Source organism: Brachybacterium zhongshanense (assembly GCF_055385755.1).
Window position 1 is genome coordinate 1047279 of sequence record NZ_AP043790.1, and the last position, 17770, is coordinate 1065048.

Annotated in this window: 15 protein-coding genes; 8 read left to right on the plus strand and 7 right to left on the minus strand. The window is 71.3% G+C overall.

Annotated elements, in window-relative coordinates:
• Nucleotides 1-7 precede the first annotated feature (7 nt).
• On the plus strand, nt 8-901 hold the full coding sequence (locus tag ACZ5AJ_RS04760; protein WP_464137548.1) for a hypothetical protein: 894 nt from the start codon (nt 8-10) through the stop codon (nt 899-901).
• A 75-nt stretch (nt 902-976) separates the two neighbouring features.
• Here ACZ5AJ_RS04760 and ACZ5AJ_RS04765 read toward each other — a convergent pair whose 3' ends face one another.
• Entirely contained in the window at nt 977-1231 is a 255-nt protein-coding gene (locus ACZ5AJ_RS04765) for a hypothetical protein (RefSeq protein WP_464137549.1), read from the minus strand.
• An 85-nt stretch (nt 1232-1316) separates the two neighbouring features.
• Here ACZ5AJ_RS04765 and ACZ5AJ_RS04770 point away from each other — a divergent pair, with 85 nt between their 5' ends.
• The 6 genes from ACZ5AJ_RS04770 to ACZ5AJ_RS04795 all read left to right on the plus strand — a co-directional run bounded on the left by ACZ5AJ_RS04770 (nt 1317) and on the right by ACZ5AJ_RS04795 (nt 7348).
• Entirely contained in the window at nt 1317-2309 is a 993-nt protein-coding gene (locus ACZ5AJ_RS04770; RefSeq protein WP_464137551.1) for a GNAT family N-acetyltransferase, read from the plus strand.
• Nucleotides 2310-2408: 99 nt separating this feature from the next.
• Entirely contained in the window at nt 2409-2705 is a 297-nt protein-coding gene (gene gatC, locus ACZ5AJ_RS04775) for an Asp-tRNA(Asn)/Glu-tRNA(Gln) amidotransferase subunit GatC (RefSeq protein ID WP_464137553.1), read from the plus strand.
• A 4-nt stretch (nt 2706-2709) separates the two neighbouring features.
• Nucleotides 2710-4239 carry an Asp-tRNA(Asn)/Glu-tRNA(Gln) amidotransferase subunit GatA gene (gatA, locus tag ACZ5AJ_RS04780; protein WP_464137555.1) on the plus strand — a complete coding sequence of 510 codons (1530 nt, stop codon included), beginning with the start codon at nt 2710-2712 and terminating at the stop codon, nt 4237-4239.
• Complete coding sequence (gatB, locus tag ACZ5AJ_RS04785; RefSeq protein WP_464137557.1) at nt 4236-5744, plus strand: Asp-tRNA(Asn)/Glu-tRNA(Gln) amidotransferase subunit GatB; 1509 nt, start codon at nt 4236-4238, stop codon at nt 5742-5744. Before gatA ends, gatB begins: the two co-directional genes overlap by 4 nt.
• A 198-nt stretch (nt 5745-5942) precedes the next feature.
• Nucleotides 5943-6812: a hypothetical protein gene (locus ACZ5AJ_RS04790; protein WP_464137559.1), complete on the plus strand. Its 870-nt coding sequence runs from the start codon at nt 5943-5945 to the stop codon at nt 6810-6812.
• Nucleotides 6809-7348 (plus strand): hypothetical protein, encoded by a 540-nt coding sequence (locus ACZ5AJ_RS04795; protein ID WP_464137561.1) that lies wholly within the window; start codon nt 6809-6811, stop codon nt 7346-7348. The genes ACZ5AJ_RS04790 and ACZ5AJ_RS04795 overlap by 4 nt, the downstream gene beginning before the upstream one ends.
• On the opposite strand, the gene ACZ5AJ_RS04800 is transcribed toward ACZ5AJ_RS04795, so the two are convergent.
• Nucleotides 7342-8214, minus strand: a complete 873-nt coding sequence (locus ACZ5AJ_RS04800; protein ID WP_464137563.1) for a helix-turn-helix transcriptional regulator — start codon at nt 8212-8214, stop codon at nt 7342-7344. The two genes, ACZ5AJ_RS04795 and ACZ5AJ_RS04800, sit on opposite strands and share 7 nt — an antisense overlap.
• A gap of 127 nt (nt 8215-8341) precedes the next feature.
• On the opposite strand from ACZ5AJ_RS04800, the gene ilvD reads away from it, so the two are divergent.
• Nucleotides 8342-10177 (plus strand): dihydroxy-acid dehydratase, encoded by a 1836-nt coding sequence (gene ilvD / locus ACZ5AJ_RS04805; RefSeq protein WP_464137564.1) that lies wholly within the window; start codon nt 8342-8344, stop codon nt 10175-10177.
• Nucleotides 10178-10420: 243 nt separating this feature from the next.
• Here the strand turns inward: ilvD and cobA are convergent, their stop codons facing one another.
• From cobA to cysD, 5 genes are all read right to left on the minus strand, one after another.
• Nucleotides 10421-12094, minus strand: coding sequence for a uroporphyrinogen-III C-methyltransferase (cobA, locus tag ACZ5AJ_RS04810; protein ID WP_464137566.1), 1674 nt, complete (start codon nt 12092-12094; stop codon nt 10421-10423).
• A complete protein-coding gene (locus ACZ5AJ_RS04815) occupies nt 12094-12576 on the minus strand; it encodes a nitrite reductase (NAD(P)H) small subunit (protein ID WP_464137568.1) in 483 nt (160 codons plus the stop codon). Before ACZ5AJ_RS04815 ends, cobA begins: the two co-directional genes overlap by 1 nt.
• Nucleotides 12576-15260, minus strand: coding sequence for a nitrite reductase large subunit NirB (nirB, locus tag ACZ5AJ_RS04820; RefSeq protein ID WP_464137570.1), 2685 nt, complete (start codon nt 15258-15260; stop codon nt 12576-12578). Before nirB ends, ACZ5AJ_RS04815 begins: the two co-directional genes overlap by 1 nt.
• 213 nt (nt 15261-15473) lie before the next feature.
• On the minus strand, nt 15474-16802 hold the full coding sequence (locus ACZ5AJ_RS04825; protein ID WP_464137572.1) for a sulfate adenylyltransferase subunit 1: 1329 nt from the start codon (nt 16800-16802) through the stop codon (nt 15474-15476).
• Entirely contained in the window at nt 16802-17740 is a 939-nt protein-coding gene (cysD, locus tag ACZ5AJ_RS04830; protein WP_464137573.1) for a sulfate adenylyltransferase subunit CysD, read from the minus strand. The genes ACZ5AJ_RS04825 and cysD overlap by 1 nt, the downstream gene beginning before the upstream one ends.
• Nucleotides 17741-17770 lie beyond the last annotated feature (30 nt).

A 17770-nucleotide genomic window follows, 5' to 3' on the forward strand; every position in this document is an offset into this window, starting at 1 on the left:
AGAGCACGTGCCCTGCGCCGATGATGGCGCCCGTTGCGACTGCGGAGGGAGATGGTCGTCCCGCCCTGTCGGCACCGCGGAGGCCCTCGACGTCCTGCCGCGGCTCGACCTGGCCATGGCCAGCACCGACGTCTCCGCTGTGCGGATCGATCAGGCAGCGCTCTATGCGGACGTCCAGGAGACCGGGACCGCGCTGAGAGCGCCGGCGGGGCGCATCAGCCTGCGGGTGGATCCGTATCTCCTGCCCGGCGGCAGCACCATGGCGACGCGACCCGATGGTCAGCGTGCGCTCCTGCTCGGCACGGGACGGGACCGGCCGCCCCGGCATCGGGTCGGGATCCGGGCCGACGCCTCCGCTGCGATCCTCGACGATCTTCCCGGCGCCACGTCGGCCGTGCGGGGCGTCGTGGGCGATCCCCGGATCCCGTGGCAGGAGGCCGATCAGATCGCGCAGCTCGACACCCTGGTCCGCGGAGGCTCGTTCGAGCGACGGCGCGCGCTGGGAGAGGTCTATCCGGAGCAGGCGGCCTCCGTGGATCTGCGCTGCCTGCCCGAGATCCTGCTGCACCTGTGCGGCATCGGTCTCCCGCTCAGCGTCGCCGTGGTGGGCGAGGGGATCGCGCACCTGACCACGGGCAGGATCGCACTTGTCGAGGAGCGCGTACCGGGAGAGGTCGAGACCGTGCTGGACAACGCGATGGTGGGCATCCGCACCGACCGCCTGCGGGAGATGCTGCTGGTGGTCTCTCACGGACCCTGCGGTCCGACGCCCTCCCTGGAGCTCTACGATCCCCGTGGTGAGGTGGTGCTGGTGCTCACGCAGATCGGAGCGGTCGGGGCCGCCAGGCACTCCGCATGGGCGGACATGGCGCACTCCCTGCCCCCCCCGGCCCGGGGATGACCGCATGACGACGACCGGGGCCCGATGCCATGCGACGGGACCTCTGCCATGCGATGGGGGACCGCGGGGCGGCCTTCAGATGTCGTAGCCGGGGCCGGCCTCGCGCTCCTTCTCGGCGCGCTGCCGCTCCTCCTCGGCATCCTCGGCCGCCTGACGTCGCATGCGCTCCACGGTGGACTCGGCATCGCGCATCGGATCATCCTTCGTCGCGAGTGCCCGGCGCATGCGCCGCTCCAGGAGCTGCGCCTCCCGGATCCGGGGGTCGTCGGAGAGCTCCTCCTCGTCGTGGGGGTCGTGGGAGCCGTAGTCGATGCTGGGGTCGACGGTCATGACGGGCACCTTCCGGTCGAGCTGCAGTGTTCTCCGGGTACGGCAGTCTAGTCCGTCGGCGGCCGCTCCCCGATACGATCCCCTGATGAGCCGCACCAGCCGCACAACCCGCCCCGCCCGGTCCTCCCGCCGCACGGGAGCCGGTTCGGGGACGACAGGTCGGGGGATGGTCCGAGCCGCAGCACCACTGCACGGCAGACGCCTCGTCGAGACGCTGATCGGGGGCTGGCGTCCGCTCGCACGGATGGATGCGGACGGCTTCGCCCTGCTGCGATCGCGCGGGGTCACCCGTCGTGCGAACTCCGTGGTGCTCATCGATCCTCCGGCCGACGACGCAGCGCTCGCGTCCGCCGTCGACCGCATGGAGCAGCTGGTCGCGCTCACAGGAGGGGCTCCGGTCTTCCGCGTCTTCTCCCCGGAGGCGATGGGGTCGACGGGGCCGACGGCTCCGAAGGGTCCGAAGGCTACGACGGGGAAGGCTGATGGCGCGGTCGGCGCGGTCGGCGCGGCCGACGGGCTCGAGGACCACGAGCAGGCATGGTCACCGCTCGAGGCGCTGCTGATCGAGCGCGGTTATACCGCCGAGGGCACGAGCCGCATCATGGAGATCGCGCTGGACACCGGGCGACTCCCTGCCCCGGACGGCAGGGCCCGGACCGAGGTCGGTCCGCCGAGCGCGAATTGGGAGGAGGCAGCCTGGAGGCTCGCTCCACGCTCCGAACCGGGAGCTCGCGAGACCCTCCACGACATCATGGCCGGCACCCCTGCGGTCCATGTCGCGATCGAGGACGAGGAGCACCGGCTCGAGGACGGAAGAGCGCTCGCGGTCGGGCGGGCTGCGATCGTCCCGGTCGGCCGGGGTGCCGCCGCAGTGCTGAACCGCGTGGCCGTCGCCCCCGAGGTTCGTCGGCGCGGGCTCGGGACCTCGGTGTCCCGGAGCCTCCTGGCGGCTGCCGCCGTCCAGGGGGCCGAGCGTGCCCTGCTCGAGGTCGAGGACGACAGCACCGCGGCCATCGCCCTGTACCGCGGCCTGGGCATGGTCCGCACCGGCGAGTACCGCTACCGGGTGAGAGCCTGAGCACTCTCTGGGGCGCTCGCCGGCCGGTGCCATGGTCACGAGGCGGTCGCTGAGCGGCCCGAGCCTCGGCCGGCCCGGCCGTCGGCCTAGAATGACCGCATGCCTACCATCGGACGAGACGACGTCGTGCGCCTCGCCGACCTCGCACGGATCCAGCTCAGCGATGAGGAGGTCGACCGCCTGGCAGGCGAGTTCGACGCCATCATGGACGCTGTCGCCTCCGTGTCCGAGGTCGCGAGCTCCGACGTCCCCGCGACCAGCCACCCGATCCCGATGACGAACGTGTTCCGCGAGGACGTCGTCACCACCACCCTGACGCAGGAGCAGGCGCTCGCCGCCGCGCCCGATGCGCAGGACGGCCGCTTCGCGGTCCCGCAGATCCTGGGGGAGGAGTGACCGCATGAGCGAGAGCACCGAGAGCACCGCGGGGGACGTCATCCGGCTCAGCGCCGCCGCGCAGTCCGCCGCGCTCGCCGCAGGGGAGGTCTCCTCCGAGGATCTCACCCGCGCGCACCTGGACCGCATCGCCGCCGTCGACGGCGACCTGAACGCCTTCCTGCACGTCTCGTCCGACGAGGCGCTCGCGACCGCCCGCGCCGTCGACGCGAGGCGCGCGGCGGGCGAGGAGCTGCACGCCCTCGCCGGCGTGCCCGTCGCCGTCAAGGACGTCATCGTCACCGAGGGCACGCCCACCACCGCGGGCTCGAGGATCCTCGAGGGCTGGATCCCTCCCTACGACGCGACGCTCGTGGAGAAGCTCCGCGCAGCGGGTCTGCCCATCCTCGGCAAGACCAACATGGACGAGTTCGCCATGGGCTCCTCGACGGAGACCAGCGCGTACGGCCCGACCCGGAACCCGTGGGACCGCGAGCGGATCCCCGGCGGCTCGGGCGGCGGCTCGGCCGCGGCGGTGGGCGCCTTCGAGGCGCCGCTCGCGATCGGGACCGACACCGGCGGCTCGATCCGCCAGCCCGCGTCGGTCACCGGGACCGTCGGCGTCAAGCCCACCTACGGATCCGTCTCGCGCTACGGACTGATCGCCATGGCCAGCTCGCTGGACCAGGCCGGCCCCTGCACACGCACCGTCGAGGATGCTGCGCTGCTGCACGAGCTGATCGCCGGTCACGATGCGCGCGACTCGACGTCCCTGCCGGATCCGGTCGGCGCCTTTGCCGCGGCCGCCGGCCGGAAGGACGTGAAGGGCCTGCGGATCGGCGTCATCGAGGAGCTCGAGGGCGAGGGCTTCGCTCCCGAGGTGCAGGCGCGCTTCACCGAGTCGCTCACCCTCCTCGAGCAGGCCGGCGCCGAGATCGTGCGCGTGTCCTGCCCGAACTTCCGTTACGCGCTGGGCGCCTACTACCTGATCATGCCGTCGGAGGCGTCGAGCAACCTCGCGAAGTTCGACGGCATGCGCTTCGGCCTGCGGGTGATCCCCGAGGACCATCCCACCGCCGAGTCCGTCATGAAGGCCACCCGCGGAGCCGGCTTCGGCGCCGAGGTCAAGCGGCGCATCCTGCTGGGCACCTACGCCCTGTCCGCCGGCTACTACGACGCGTACTACGGCAGCGCCCAGAAGGTGCGCACGCTGGTCCAGCGCGACTTCGCCGCCGCCTTCGAGAAGGCCGACGTGCTCGCCTCGCCGACCGCTCCCACCGTCGCGTTCCGCCTCGGCGAGAAGGTCGACGACCCGCTGGCCATGTACATGAACGACATCGCCACCATCCCGGCCAACCTCGCCGGGACGCCCGGCATCTCGCTGCCCAGCGGCCTCGCGGAGGAGGGCATGCCCGCCGGCATCCAGTTCCTCGCCCCGGCCCGCGGCGACGAGCGCCTGTACCAGGTCGGCGGCGCTCTCGAGGCGCTGCTGGAGGACTCCTGGGGCGGCCCGCTGCTGGGCAAGGCTCCCGAACTCGCAGGAGGTGCACGATGACCGCAGCGACCCCGGTCGACTACGACGAGGCGATCGAGCGCTACGACCCGGTGCTCGGCATCGAGGTCCACGTGGAGCTCGGCACCGCCACCAAGATGTTCGACGGCGCGCCGAACGTGTTCGCCGCCGATCCCAACACGGCGATCACTCCGGTGTCCCTGGGGCTGCCCGGCACCCTCCCCGTCGTCAACGGCAGAGCCGTCGAGCATGCGATCCGCATCGGCCTGGCGCTGAACTGCCAGATCGCCGAGACGTGCCGCTTCTCCCGGAAGCAGTACTTCTACCCGGACCTGACGAAGAACTTCCAGACCTCCCAGTACGACGAGCCCATCGCCTTCGACGGCTGGGTCGACGTCGAGCTCGAGGACGGCGAGGTCGTCCGTGTGGAGATCGAGCGCGCTCACATGGAGGAGGACGCCGGCAAGAACACCCACGTCGGCGGCTCCACCGGTCGCATCCAGGGCGCCACCCACTCCCTGGTGGACTACAACCGCGCTGGCGTTCCGCTGGTCGAGATCGTCACCAAGCCGATCCCGGGCACGGGCGCGAGGGCTCCCGAGGTCGCCGCCGCCTATGTCCGCACCCTGCGGGACATCTTCCGGGCGCTGGACGTCTCGGAGGCGAGGATGGAGCGCGGCAACGTCCGGGCCGACGTCAACGTCTCCCTCCGCACCTCCCCGGAGGCGCCGCTCGGCACCCGCACCGAGACCAAGAACGTGAACTCGTTCCGGTCGATCGAGCGCACCGTCCGCTCGGAGATCTCCCGTCAGGCGGGTGTTCTGGACGCCGGTGAGGCGGTCATCCAGGAGACCCGCCACTTCCATGAGGACACGGGCGACACCTCCTCGGGGCGCGTGAAGTCCGACGCCGAGGACTACCGCTACTTCCCCGAGCCCGATCTGGTGCCGGTCGCTGCGAGCCGCGAGTGGGTCGAGGAGATCCGCCGGAGCCTGCCCGAGCTGCCGGCGGCGCGCCGGCGGCGCCTGCTGGGCGAGTGGGGCTTCAGCGACCTCGAGATGCGCGACGTCATCAACGCCGGTGCGCTTGACCTCATCGAGGAGACCGTCAGTGCGGGAGCCTCTGCGCAGTCCGCTCGCAAGTGGTGGATGGGTGAGCTCGCCCGCACCGCCCGCGAGCAGGAGGTCGAGATCGAGGCGCTGGCCGTGACGCCCGCGCAGGTCGCCGAGCTGCAGGGCCTGATCGACGCCAAGAGGATCAACGACAAGATCGCCCGCAAGGTCCTCGCGAAGGTCCTCGAGGGCGCGGGGGAGCCGGCCGCGATCGTGGAGGCCGAGGGTCTCGCCGTCGTGTCGGACGATTCGGTGCTCACCACCGCTGTGGATCAGGCGATCGCCGACAACCCCGACGTCGTCGCCAAGATCCAGGGCGGCAAGGTGCAGGCGATCGGTGCGCTGATCGGTCCGATCATGAAGGCTACCCGCGGCCAGGCCGACGCCGGCAGGGTCCGAGAGATCATCATGGAGAAGCTCGGCGTCCAGGGCTGAGACTCCGCTCGGCCCCACGGCCCTTCGGCCGCTCGGCCGCCTGGCCGACGACGCCCGGTCCCGCGCATCGCGGGGCCGGGCGTCGTCGTCCTCGGGCGTTCTCTCCTCCGATGGTGCGGAGAGCTCGCTTCTCTCACGTTGTACGCTGCATGACCTGGGAGAACGTCGGATCGTTCGAGCCTGTACGATCCCTCCATCGTGCACGCGACCGGGACCGTGCGGTGGATGGGGGAGGTGCTGATGGGCCGCTGGATCGTTCGCCTGCTGCTGCTCGCGACGTCGGCAGTGCTGCTGATCTGGGCGTACGAGGGGCTGACGGGCACTGACCAGTCGACGTCGAAGCTGCCCTTCCTCTCGGGCCCGCATGGAGGCTATGGCGCGATCATCATGGTCGGTGTCGCCTGGGGCTTCCTGCTGATGACTCCGGGGGCCGACCTCTTCGGCCGGAGCCCGTCCTCGCCCTCGGCGGGCGGCCTCGCCGCTCGACGCATGACCGAGGTGGCCGTGGCCACGGTCATCGAGATGAGCCCCACGGGAGTGACGATCAACGACGTCCCGCAGTACGACCTGTTCCTTCGGGTGGCTCCCAGCGGGCAGGAGGAGTTCATCGCCCGGATCCGCACCCTCCTCGGCGTCCTAGAGCTGGAGGCGGTGGGCCCGGGGGCGCCGCTCCCGGTGCGCTATGACCCAGCGTCGAAGGAGGCTGTCGCCCTCGCGGACACGGAGGACCCCCAGGTCCGTGAACGGCTGCTCCGCTGGCGCATCGACGAGGGGCTGATCGAGCCGGCGCTCGTCGGCGCCCGCACCCGGGGCATCTCCTCACCGGCGAGCGTGGTCTCCCTGCGGCCGACGGGCGAGCGTCGGCACGGGCAGGTGCAGCTCGACGTCAACCTGCTCGTCACACCCGATGATCGCAGTACTCCATGGAACGCCTCCACACGGGTGTTCCTGTATCCGCAGGCGCTCTCGCGCGTGCAGGTGGGCTCGCCCGTCGTCGCGATGTACGAGCCCCATGCGCCGCTGCTGGTGGCGCTCACCCTCGAGGCTCCGGAGGTGCATTCCCGATGACGAGCTCCGCTTCTCTTCTGGACATCCTGGTCTGGCTCGCCCACTTCCCTTCCACCCACGGCTTCGTGATGATCTTCATCGCGGCCTTCAGCATCGCCGGCCTCCTCGCCCGCTCCTTCGGCGGGTCAGGCGGCGATGCCCGGCTGCGGGCGCTGCGGGCCGAGGCAGGGCAGGCACCCGCCGGCGGCGACGCAGCGCGTCGGATCCTTCAGGGTGTGCAGAGGCTCTTCTATCGCGCTCTCGCCCTGGTGGTGATCTCCGGTGGCGTCCTCGGCCTGTGCGCGGTCATCTTCGGTCCCCTCACCGGCGGCTACATCCTCGAGCATGGTCTGGAGGCGCAGGGCGTGTACGACGGCGAGGTCGTGCGCTTCACGGCGGAGGACGGCACCGAGTACGTCCTGCCCTTCGACTTCTTCTCGACCCCGATCTCGCCGAGCGACGCCTTCCTCTTCAGCGATCAGCCTGTCGTAGTCCGCTATCTCGAGGGCCATCCGCAGGCGTACATGGTCGACGGCGAGGCCAGCGGCGCCTACTGATCGCTCTCGTCCTGATCGCTCTCGTCATCGGCCGCGGTGCTCGCGAGATGCTCGACGCCCTCGCGGGTGCGATCGTCGAGCGGGAGGTAGGTGATCAGGTTCAGCTCCGGCACATCCTGGGGGACGAGGTTGACCTGCTCGAAGGCGAGGCACCCGACGACGGGATGGGTGAATTCGCGGCGTCGTGAGGTGAAGCGGCGGACCTCTCCGGCATCCCACACCGCAGCGAACTCCGGACTGACGGCACGCAGGTGCCGGAGCAGCCGCACGTGCTGTGCCGTGCTGACGCGGGGGCCCGCCTCCGACCGGTATTCGGCGAGGAACTGGCGGCTGGTGACCTCCCACTGGGGGAGCATGGCGCGCACCCGCGGGTCGGTGAAGACGAACAGCAGCAGATTGCGCTCGGACGGATCGGCGTCGGCGACCCCGGGGAAGAGGCCCTGGTAGGAGCGGTTCCAGGCGGCGATGTCCCAGTGCGGCGCGAGGGCGAAGGCGGGGGAGGGGGACAGGGCGTCCAGCAGGTGCTGGACATGCGCCGGAACGGGCTCCGGCTCGGAGAGCTCCGGACGCGGAGCCGGGGCGAAGCCCGCCAGCCCCAGCACGTAGTCGTGCTCTGCCTCGGTGAGGCGCAGGTTGAGCGCGACCGCGTCGATGACCTGGCGGGAGGGATTGATGTCTCGCCCCTGCTCGAGCCACGTGTACCAGGTGACCGAGACGCCGGAGAGGAAGGCGAGCTCCTCGCGCCGCAGGCCCGTGGTGCGCGCTCGGCCGACGGGCGGGAGGTCGTGGTCAGCACGTGAGGCGGCGTTGCGACGGCTGCGCAGGAAGGCGCCGAGCTCCTTGCGGCGAGCCTCGTCCATCGACATGCGGGAACGCTCCTGAGGGCGGTATGTGCGACGGGCAGAGCCTGCCGTCGGGCTGAAAACTATCACTCTCACCACTAGTAGTGAGACCGTCTTGGTCAGTTTGCTGACGCCGTGGCCTAATAGGAGCATGCCTCAGCTCCGTTCCCGCACCTCGACCCACGGCCGCAACATGGCCGGCGCCCGCGCTCTGTGGCGCGCCACCGGCATGGAGAAGTCAGACTTCGGCAAGCCGATCATCGCCATCGCGAACTCGTACACGCAGTTCGTCCCGGGTCATGTCCACCTCAAGAACCTCGGCGACCTGGTCGCCGGTGCGGTCAAGGAGGCCGGCGGCATCGCTCGCGAGTTCAACACCATCGCGGTGGACGACGGCATCGCCATGGGGCACAGCGGCATGCTCTACTCGCTGCCCTCGCGGGATGTCATCGCCGACAGCGTCGAGTACATGGTCAACGCGCACTGCGCGGACGCGCTGGTGTGCATCTCCAACTGCGACAAGATCACCCCGGGGATGCTCATGGCGGCGATGCGCCTGAACATCCCGGTCGTGTTCGTCTCCGGCGGGCCGATGGAGTCCGGGAAGCCGGTCGAGGGCGTGGTCGAGCACCGTCTCGACCTGGTGGATGCGATCTCGCTCTCCGCCGACGACTCGATCACCGATGTGCAGCTCGCGGAGATCGAGGAGAACGCCTGTCCCACGTGCGGCTCGTGCTCCGGCATGTTCACCGCCAACTCCATGAACTGCCTCACCGAGGCCCTGGGGCTGTCACTGCCGGGCAACGGCACCACCCTCGCCACGCATGCCTTCCGCAAGGAGCTGTTCCTGCGCGCCGGTCGCACCGTCGTGGACCTGTGCCGCCGCTACTACGAGGAGGACGACGAGTCAGTGCTCCCGCGGAACATCGCCACCAAGGCGGCGTTCTCCAACGCCATGAGCCTGGACGTGGCGATGGGCGGCTCCACCAACACCGTGCTCCACATCCTCGCCGCGGCGATCGAGGGCGAGGTGGACTTCGGCCTGGAGGACATCGACCGGCTCTCCCGCTCCGTGCCGTGCCTGGCGAAGGTCGCGCCGAACAGCCAGAAGTTCCACATCGAGGACGTCCACCGCGCCGGCGGCATCCCCGCGATCCTCGGGGAGCTCAGCCGGGCGGGCCTGCTGGACCACTCGGTGCACTCGGTGCATGCCCCGGACCTCGACACCTGGCTGGGGGACTGGGACATCCGCAGCGGCCGCACCACCGAGGAGGCCGAGGCCTTCTTCCACGCCGCCCCGGGCCGGGTGCGCACCACCCAGGCGTTCTCGCAGACCGCCCTCTGGGAGGAGCTCGACTACGACGCCGAGGGCGGGGCCATCCGCGCTGTTCCTCACGCCTACACCAAGGACGGCGGGCTCTGCGTGCTCAAGGGCAACCTCGCGACCGATGGCGCGGTCATCAAGACCGCCGGCATCACCGAGGACCTGTTCCACTTCGAGGGCACCGCGGTGGTCTGCGACTCCCAGGAGGAGGCGGTCCAGAAGATCCTCGACAAGACCGTCTCGGCCGGGGACATCGTCGTGATCCGCTACGAAGGGCCGCAGGGCGGGCCCGGCATGCAGGAGATGCTCTACCCGACGTCCTTCCTCAAGGGGCGCGGACTGGGCAGGACCTGTGCGCTGATCACCGACGGCCGCTTCTCCGGCGGAACCAGCGGCGTGTCCATCGGGCACATCTCCCCGGAGGCCGCGGAGGGCGGTCTCATCGGGCTGGTCGAGGACGGCGACCGCATCATCCTCGACGTCGACAAGCGGCTGCTCGAGCTCGATGTCCCCGATGAGGAGATCGAGCGGCGTCGTGAGAGGAAGGGGCCGCTGCCGTGGCGCCCCGAGAACCGTGACCGCCAGGTCTCGCAGGCGCTGAAGGTCTACGCGCACCTGGTGCGCTCGGCGACCTACGGCGCGACCCGCCGGCCCCTGGACTGACCCGGGCCCGACGGCCGACGACATGCGGAGGGCGGCACCTGCTCGGCAGGTGCCGCCCTCCGTGCCCTCCGGATGCCCGTCAGTGCGGCATGTCCGCCGGCACGATCGGCTGCGACCGCGAGGCCGAGCCGACATCATGAACTCCATGAGCAGATGCCACGAGCTGTGCGTCGACAGCTCGGGCTGGGTGCCGACGGCTCGGGCTGGGCGCTGACGGCTCGGGCTGGGCGCTGACGGCTCGGGCTAGGCGCCGACGGCGGCGCGGAACCGGTCGACGACGATGTCCGCCACCAGGGGATGGTCGCCGAGGGGAGCCGCCACGGCGTCGGCGCCGACCTCGTAGAGGGTCGACTGGAAGTACCCCGGCACCAGCAGATAGCTGGCCACGAGCACGCGACCGCCCTCGGGCAGCTGCGATCGGGCGGCGGCGACGGCCTCGGGAACGGTGGGCGACGCGGCGGCGATGAAGGCCGTGGACACCTCGCGTCCCAGCTCCCTGGCCAGGAGCGCGGCCATCCTGGTGGCCATCTCCTGCCCCGCCCTCTCGCGAGTGCCGGCCACGGCCATGACCACGGCATCGCCGGAGGCGAGTCCGGCTTCCGCGAGGCGCTCCGCCATGACCGTCGCGAGGCGCGGATCCGGGCCCAGCGGGGAGGCCGCGAGAGCGCTGAACCCGTCGATCGCGGCGGCGACGTCGTGGCCGACGTGATAGCCGGTCGACAGCAGCAGCGGCACCACCACCGCCTCCACCTCGTCGTCGCGCCGTGTTCGGGTCGCGTCCCCGAGCGGACGGGCGACCTCGCGCACGACCTCGTCGAGCTCGGGGGACTGCACGTCGACATAGGCCTCGCGGACCTCTGCGTGCGGCAGCAGCTCATCCACCTGCATGAGGAGGGACCGGACCACGTCGCGGCCCTGGCGGCTGCGGGTGCCATGGGCGCATCCGACGAGCACGGGACCCGCCGAGCGGCGGACCGCCGCCGTGCGCTGGACCTCCACGGCCTCGGCGCGGCTCTCCCTCGCTCGCGCCGCCGCCTCGCCGGCGGCGGTGACCTCCTCGGTCGGCACCAGCGCGGACGGCCCTTCGGGACCGGGCTCGCGCAGCGCCTCACGGCCGGAGCCGTGCACCTCGTCCACCGGCTCGGGCGGCACCAGGAACCCTGCTTCGGCAGTGCGGCCGACGACGATGACGGCCGGGAAGCCGATGCCCTCGTCCCGGACGATGCGCTCGATCGTCCCCAGCGTCCCGTGGACCTGGCGCTGCCCCTCCATCGTCGCGTTCTGCACGACCGCGACGGGCACCTCGGGGGAGATCCCGTTCAGCAGGGCCTGCGAGACGAGGCGCGGCAGCCAGCCCACGCCCATCATCAGCACGGTCGTCGTGCCCGGATCGGCGATCGCCGCGAGGTCCGCCGGCCCCAGATCCCCATGGGCGTTGACCACATGCACCGCGACGGCGGTGCCACGATGCGTGACAGGGATGCCGCCCGCGGCGGGCCCGGCGATCGCCGAGGTCACCCCGGGGACGACCTGCACCGGGATCCCCGCGGCCGCGCAGGCCAGGACCTCCTCGCCGCCGCGGCCCAGCAGGAACGGGTCCCCGCCCTTGAGCCGCACCACCCGTCGTCCGGCACGGGCCTGCCGGATCAGGACCTCCTCGATCTCGTGCTGGCGCATCGACGGCCGCCCAGGGGTCTTGCCCACCGGGATCACCTCGACGCCCTCGTCCAGGAGGTCGACGATCGCCGCCGGCCCCAGCCGGTCCACCACCACGACATCGGCCTGCCGCAGCAGGGCGAGGCCGCGCACGGTGATCAGGTCGAGCGCCCCCGGCCCCCCGCCGACGAGGGCGACCGCACCGGGGTCGAGGACGACGTCGGACAGTCCCTCCGCGCTCAGCGCGCCGGCAGACGCCATCAGGAGCCGGCCCCGGCGGTCGCGCCCGTCGTCCCGCTGCCCGTCGTCCCGCCGCCCGCCGTGTCGCGGGCCGACGGGGAGCCCGGGGCGATGCGGCGCGGCCCGGTCGCGACGAGGACGCGGCCGTCGCGGATCTCGACCTCGAAGACATCGAGATCGCGCTCCTCGCCGCCGGCGGCGTCGAGGACCTCGCCGGTGTCGAGGTTCCACACCTGCTTGTACATGGGAGAGGTCAGCGTCGGCACAGCGACCGATCCCGATCCGCCGTCGGTCCCCGCGGCCCCGACCACGTGGCTGCCGACGATCCCGCGCGAGAGCACGTTCGCGTCCGAGTACGGATCATGCTGCTGCACGGCGCGCACGCTCCCGTCCTCGAGCCGGAAGAGCGCCACCTGGCGCTCTCCCAGGATCGCGCCGGCGCCCCGCTCGGGCATCAGCTCATCGAGCGCGCACACGTCGATCATGCGGTCTTCCTCGTTCATCAGTGCTCCTCCTCGTCACCGAGTACCGGGGCATTGTCGCCCATCGGCGTCATCGCGTGCCCTGCCAGCTCACGGACGCGCGCCGGATCGCTGTCCGTGACAGCGTCCTGGGGCGAGGACGGTCGCACCTGTCCGCGCGACGGGGCGAAGGACAGCTCGGGATCGCCCATCGTCGGAGCGTTGATGAAGGTCACGAAGCGACTCATCCGGGACGGGTCCGCGAGGGTCTCGGCCCACTCGTCCACGTAGGTCTCGACGTGGCGCTCCATCGCCGCCTCGAGCTCGTCGCCGATGCCCAGGACATCGTCGACGATCACGCGACGGAGCTCCTCGATCCCGCCCGGTCGCTCCTCGACCCAGCGCGCGGTGCGTTGCAGGCGATCCGCCTCCTGCACGTAGAGCATCAGGAAGCGGTCGATGCACCGCACCAGGGTGTCATCGTCGAGATCCTCCACCAGCAGCTGGGCGTGAGCGGGCTGCGAGCCCCCGTTCCCGCCGACGTACAGGTTCCATCCGCGATGCGTCGCGATCACGCCGACGTCCTTCGCCCGCGCCTCCGCGCACTCGCGCGCGCAACCGGAGACGCCCACCTTGATCTTGTGCGGGGAGCGCAGGCCCCGATAGCGCCTCTCGAGCGAGACCGCCATCGTGGTGGAGTCCTGCACCCCGTAGCGGCACCAGGTCGAGCCCACGCACGACTTCACCATGCGCAGCGACTTGCCGTACGCATGTCCGGACTCGAAGCCCGCGTCGATCAGCCGCCTCCAGATCTCCGGCAGCTGATCCAGGCGCGCTCCGAACATGCCGATGCGCTGGGCGCCGTTCAGCTTGAGGTACAGACCGAAGTCCTTGGCGACCTCCGCGACCACCGCGAGCTGCTCCGGAGTGACCTCCCCGCCAGGCATCCGCGGGATCACGGAGTAGGTGCCGTTCTTCTGGATGTTCGCCATGACATGGTCGTTGGTGTCCTGCAGGGACCCCAGCTGCTCGCCGACCGGGCTGTGCAGCTCGCCGGAGGTCGAGCCGAGCGTCGAGAGGATCGAGGCGACCGTCGGCCGGCAGACCGCGCAGCCGCGGCCCGTGCCATGGGCGGCGACGATCTCGGTGAAGGTCTTCTGCCCGCCGTCCTTGACGAGCCGGTACAGCTCGGCGCGGGACATGGCGAAGTGCTCGCACAGAGCCTTGGAGACGGTGATGCCGTTCTTCTCGAGCTCCTTGTTCAGCAGCTTGGTCAGCGTGGGCACGCACGAACCGCAGACGGTGCCCGCGGTCGTGCACTCCTTGACCTCTCCCACCGTGCGGCAGCTGTGCTCGGTGACGGCTCCGCGGATCGTTCCGGCGTCCACGTTGTTGCACGAGCACACCACCGCGTCGTCGGGCAGCTCCGTGTCCGCCATCGCGCCGGCGCCCTCCGGAGCGATCACCGCCGACGGATCCGCGCCGAGCTTCCGCCCGGTCAGCGGGCGCAGCTGCGAGTACAGGGAGATGTCGCCGACGAAGACGCCGCCCAGCAGGGTCTGCGCGTCGTCGCTCATCACGAGCTTGCGATACTTGCGGTTGACCGGGTCGACGAAGGACACCTCGAGGGCGTCCGGGCTGAGCGCGTTGACGTCGCCGAAGGCCGCCGCGTCCACGCCCACACCTTTGAGCTTGGTGCCGTCCTCGGCACGGCGATGCGTGCGCTCACCGCCGAGCAGACGGTCGACGACCACGTCGGCCATGTCGTTGCCGGGCGCGATCAGGCCCGCGCACACGCCGTCGAACGAGGCGCACTCGCCGACCGCCCAGATGTCCGGGTCGGAGGTCTGGCAGGCCTCCGAGACGACCACGCCGCCGCGCTCGCCGATCGCCAGCCCGGCTTCGCGGGCGAGCCGATCGCGGGGGCGAATGCCGGTCGAGAAGACGACGACGTCGGCCCCGACCTCGCTGCCGTCGGTGAGCTCGGCGGTGGCGACGGCGCCGTCCCCGGCGGGGCGGAACGCGGTCGCACCCACACCGGTGCGCACGGCCACGCCCATGTCCTGGATCAGCAGGCGCAGCATCTCGCCGCCGCCCTGGTCGAGCTGGACCGCCATCAGACGGTCCGCGAACTCGACGACCGTGACCTCGACGCCGAGCTTCTGCAGCGATGCCGCGGCCTCGAGACCGAGCACTCCGCCGCCCACGACGACGCCGCGCAGCGGCCGGTCGAGGGCGCCGCCGCGCAGACGGGTCCACTCCGCCAGGCGCTCGACATCCTCGACGGTGCGGTAGGAGAAGGTGCCGGGGAGGTCCTTGCCCTCCGCCCGCGGCGCCCAGGCCCAGGACCCGGTGGCCAGCACCAGGCGGTCGTAGCTGAGCACCGTGCCGGAGAGCGTGGTGATCGTGCGCCCGGCGCGGTCGATGGACTCGGCCTTGTCACCGGTGCGCAGCCTGATGCGCGGATCGTCCCAGACGCTCGCATCCAGCTCGAGCATCTCGCAGCTGCGGGAGGAGAACCAGTTCGACAGGTGCACGCGGTCGTAGGGGCGCTGCGGCTCCTCGCCGACGACGGTGAGGCTCCAATCGCCCTCGGGATCCTGCGCACGCAGGCGTGCCGCGACGCGATGGCCGGTCATGCCGCCACCGATGACGACGATGCGCGCGCCGTGAGGGAGGGCGCTGCCGGTGGGAGAGGTGAGGGGAGAAGGGCCGGGTGAGGTCATGAGCGGGACTCGCATCCTGTTCCGAGGGACGACGACAGGACCACGGTATGGCCCGATATGGGCTCTCCGCAGGACTTTCGGCGCGCCGGTGCAGGTCCTCGCACCGTGCCCGCAGGCTGCCGACGGGGTCGCGTCCGCCTCCGCACAGCACGAGGCCGGGATCGCCCGGTGGGGCGGTCCCGGCCTCGTGATCGGACGGCTCGGATCAGGTCCTCAGGCGCGCAGCTCGGCGCCGACCATGCCGGCGGCGAGGGTGTTCCCGCCCTGCGGATCGATGACCACGAAGGATCCGCCCTCCCGTGAGGAGCCGTAGGGCTCCAGCGGAAGGGCCTCGGCGAACACCAGGTCCGCCTGGACCAGGTCGTTGAGCTCCGCGCCATCGGTCGGCACGCGCTCGAGCGTCGTGACGTCGAGCTTCTCGTGGATGCCGGTGACGCGGGCCTGGACGGTCCGGGAGCCGTGCTTGACCAGGACTCGGGCGCCCTCGCGCAGCGGGGACTCCGAGAGCCAGCACAGGACCGCCGAGGCGGACTGCGCGGGCACCGGCAGGTCGCCGCCCGCCAGCAGGTCCCCGCGCGAGATGTCGAGCTCGTCGGCCAGTCGGAGGGTCACCGACAGGCCGGCGTCGGCCCGCTCGACGGACACGTCGGCGCGATCGATGCCCACGACCCGGGTGCGGCGCCCGGAGGAGGCCACGCCGATCTCGTCGCCGACCGAGATCGCCCCCGACGTGATCAGCCCCGCATAGCCCCGGTAGTCCACATGGGCCGGGTCGACGGCGCCCTGCTGCGGGCGGATGACCAGCTGCACGGGCAGGCGGAAGGGCCCCTCGCGCAGATCCTGGCCGGGCTCGAGGGTCTCGAGCAGCTCGAGCAGCGTGGGTCCCTCGTACCAGGGGGTCTGGTCGGACGGGGTGACCACGTTGTCCCCGCGCAGGGCGGAGACGGGCACGACCTGCAGGTCGCGCAGGGAGAGCGCGCCGGCGATCTCGTCGAGCTGGGAGACGACGGTCTCGTGCACCGAACGGGGGTCGTCGACCAGGTCGATCTTGTTCAGCGCGACGATCACGTGCGGCACGCGCAGCAGCGCGGCGATCGCGAGATGGCGGCGCGTCTGCTCGACCACGCCGTGGCGGGCGTCGACGAGCATGACGACGACGTCGGCCGTGGAGGAGCCCGTGACCATGTTGCGCGTGTACTGCACGTGACCGGGGGTGTCGGCGAGCACGTAGGAGCGCTCGGCGGTGGCGAAGTAGCGGTACGCCACATCGATGGTGATGCCCTGCTCGCGCTCGGCCCGCAGGCCGTCGGTCAGCAGCGCGAGGTCGGCGAGCTCGCCCTTCCAGCCCCGCTGGCGGCTGGCGGCCTCGACGGAGGCCAGCTGGTCCGCCAGGACGGACTTCGTGTCGTGCAGCAGTCGCCCGATGAGGGTGGACTTGCCGTCGTCCACGCTGCCGGCCGTGGCCAGACGGAGCAGGGTCGGGGCGGTGCGGCCCTCGACGTCCCCGGCAGGGTCGAGGAGGATGTCGGCGGTGGTGCTCATCAGAAGTAGCCCTCCTTCTTGCGATCCTCCATGGCGGCCTCGGAGATGCGGTCGTCGGCGCGGGTGGCCCCGCGCTCGGTGATGGTGCTGGCGGCGACCTCGGCGAGGACCGCCTCGACGTCATAGGCCACCGACTCGACAGCACCGGTGCAGGACATGTCGCCCACGGTCCGGTAGCGGACCGTGCGGACCTCGGGGGTCTCGCCGTCCCGCAGGCCTCCCCATTCCCCGGTCGACAGCCACATGCCGTCACGGCGGACCACCTCGCGCTCGTGCGCGTAGTAGAGGGAGGGGAGCTCGATGCTCTCCCGGGCGATGTACCGCCACACGTCCAGCTCGGTCCAGTTCGACAGCGGGAACACGCGCACGTGCTCCCCCGGGCGGTGACGGGTGTTGTAGGTGTGCCACAGCTCGGGCCGCTGGTTCTTGGGGTCCCAGTGGCCGAAGGCGTTGCGGAGCGAGAAGATCCGCTCCTTCGCGCGCGCCTTGTCCTCGTCGCGGCGGCCTCCGCCGAAGACGGCGTTGTAGCGCCCCGCCTCGATGGCGTCCAGCAGCGGGATCGTCTGCAGCGGGTTGCGGGTGCCGTCGGTGCGCTCCTGCAGGCGACCGTCGTCGATGTAGTCCTGGACCGATGCGACGACGAGCTCGACGCCCTTCTCCGCGACGGCCCGGTCGCGGAACTCGAGCACCTCGGGGAAGTTGTGGCCGGTGTCCACATGCAGCACGGGGAACGGCACCGGGGCGGGCCACATGGCCTTTGCCGCCAGATGCAGCATCACCACCGAGTCCTTGCCGCCGGAGAACAGCATGACCGGGTGCTCGAGCTCGGCCACCACCTCGCGGATGATGTGGATGGCCTCGCTCTCGAGGACGTCCAGGAGGGAGGAGCCGGCATCGCCGGTCCGGACCTCCTGGGTGGGCTGGGCGATGGCGGTCATCGGTCCTCCTTGTCGGTGCGGACGGAGATC

Coding starts and splice junctions, on each gene's coding strand:
- cysD (WP_464137573.1), bottom strand. CDS start 17,740: ATGACCGCCATCGCCCAGCCCACCCAGGAGGTCCGGACCGGCGATGCC.
- ilvD (WP_464137564.1), top strand. CDS start 8,342: ATGCCTCAGCTCCGTTCCCGCACCTCGACCCACGGCCGCAACATGGCC.
- gatC (WP_464137553.1), top strand. CDS start 2,409: ATGCCTACCATCGGACGAGACGACGTCGTGCGCCTCGCCGACCTCGCA.
- ACZ5AJ_RS04765 (WP_464137549.1), bottom strand. CDS start 1,231: ATGACCGTCGACCCCAGCATCGACTACGGCTCCCACGACCCCCACGAC.
- gatA (WP_464137555.1), top strand. CDS start 2,710: ATGAGCGAGAGCACCGAGAGCACCGCGGGGGACGTCATCCGGCTCAGC.
- ACZ5AJ_RS04795 (WP_464137561.1), top strand. CDS start 6,809: ATGACGAGCTCCGCTTCTCTTCTGGACATCCTGGTCTGGCTCGCCCAC.
- nirB (WP_464137570.1), bottom strand. CDS start 15,260: ATGACCTCACCCGGCCCTTCTCCCCTCACCTCTCCCACCGGCAGCGCC.
- ACZ5AJ_RS04770 (WP_464137551.1), top strand. CDS start 1,317: ATGAGCCGCACCAGCCGCACAACCCGCCCCGCCCGGTCCTCCCGCCGC.
- ACZ5AJ_RS04825 (WP_464137572.1), bottom strand. CDS start 16,802: ATGAGCACCACCGCCGACATCCTCCTCGACCCTGCCGGGGACGTCGAG.
- ACZ5AJ_RS04800 (WP_464137563.1), bottom strand. CDS start 8,214: ATGTCGATGGACGAGGCTCGCCGCAAGGAGCTCGGCGCCTTCCTGCGC.
- cobA (WP_464137566.1), bottom strand. CDS start 12,094: ATGGCGTCTGCCGGCGCGCTGAGCGCGGAGGGACTGTCCGACGTCGTC.
- gatB (WP_464137557.1), top strand. CDS start 4,236: ATGACCGCAGCGACCCCGGTCGACTACGACGAGGCGATCGAGCGCTAC.
- ACZ5AJ_RS04815 (WP_464137568.1), bottom strand. CDS start 12,576: ATGAACGAGGAAGACCGCATGATCGACGTGTGCGCGCTCGATGAGCTG.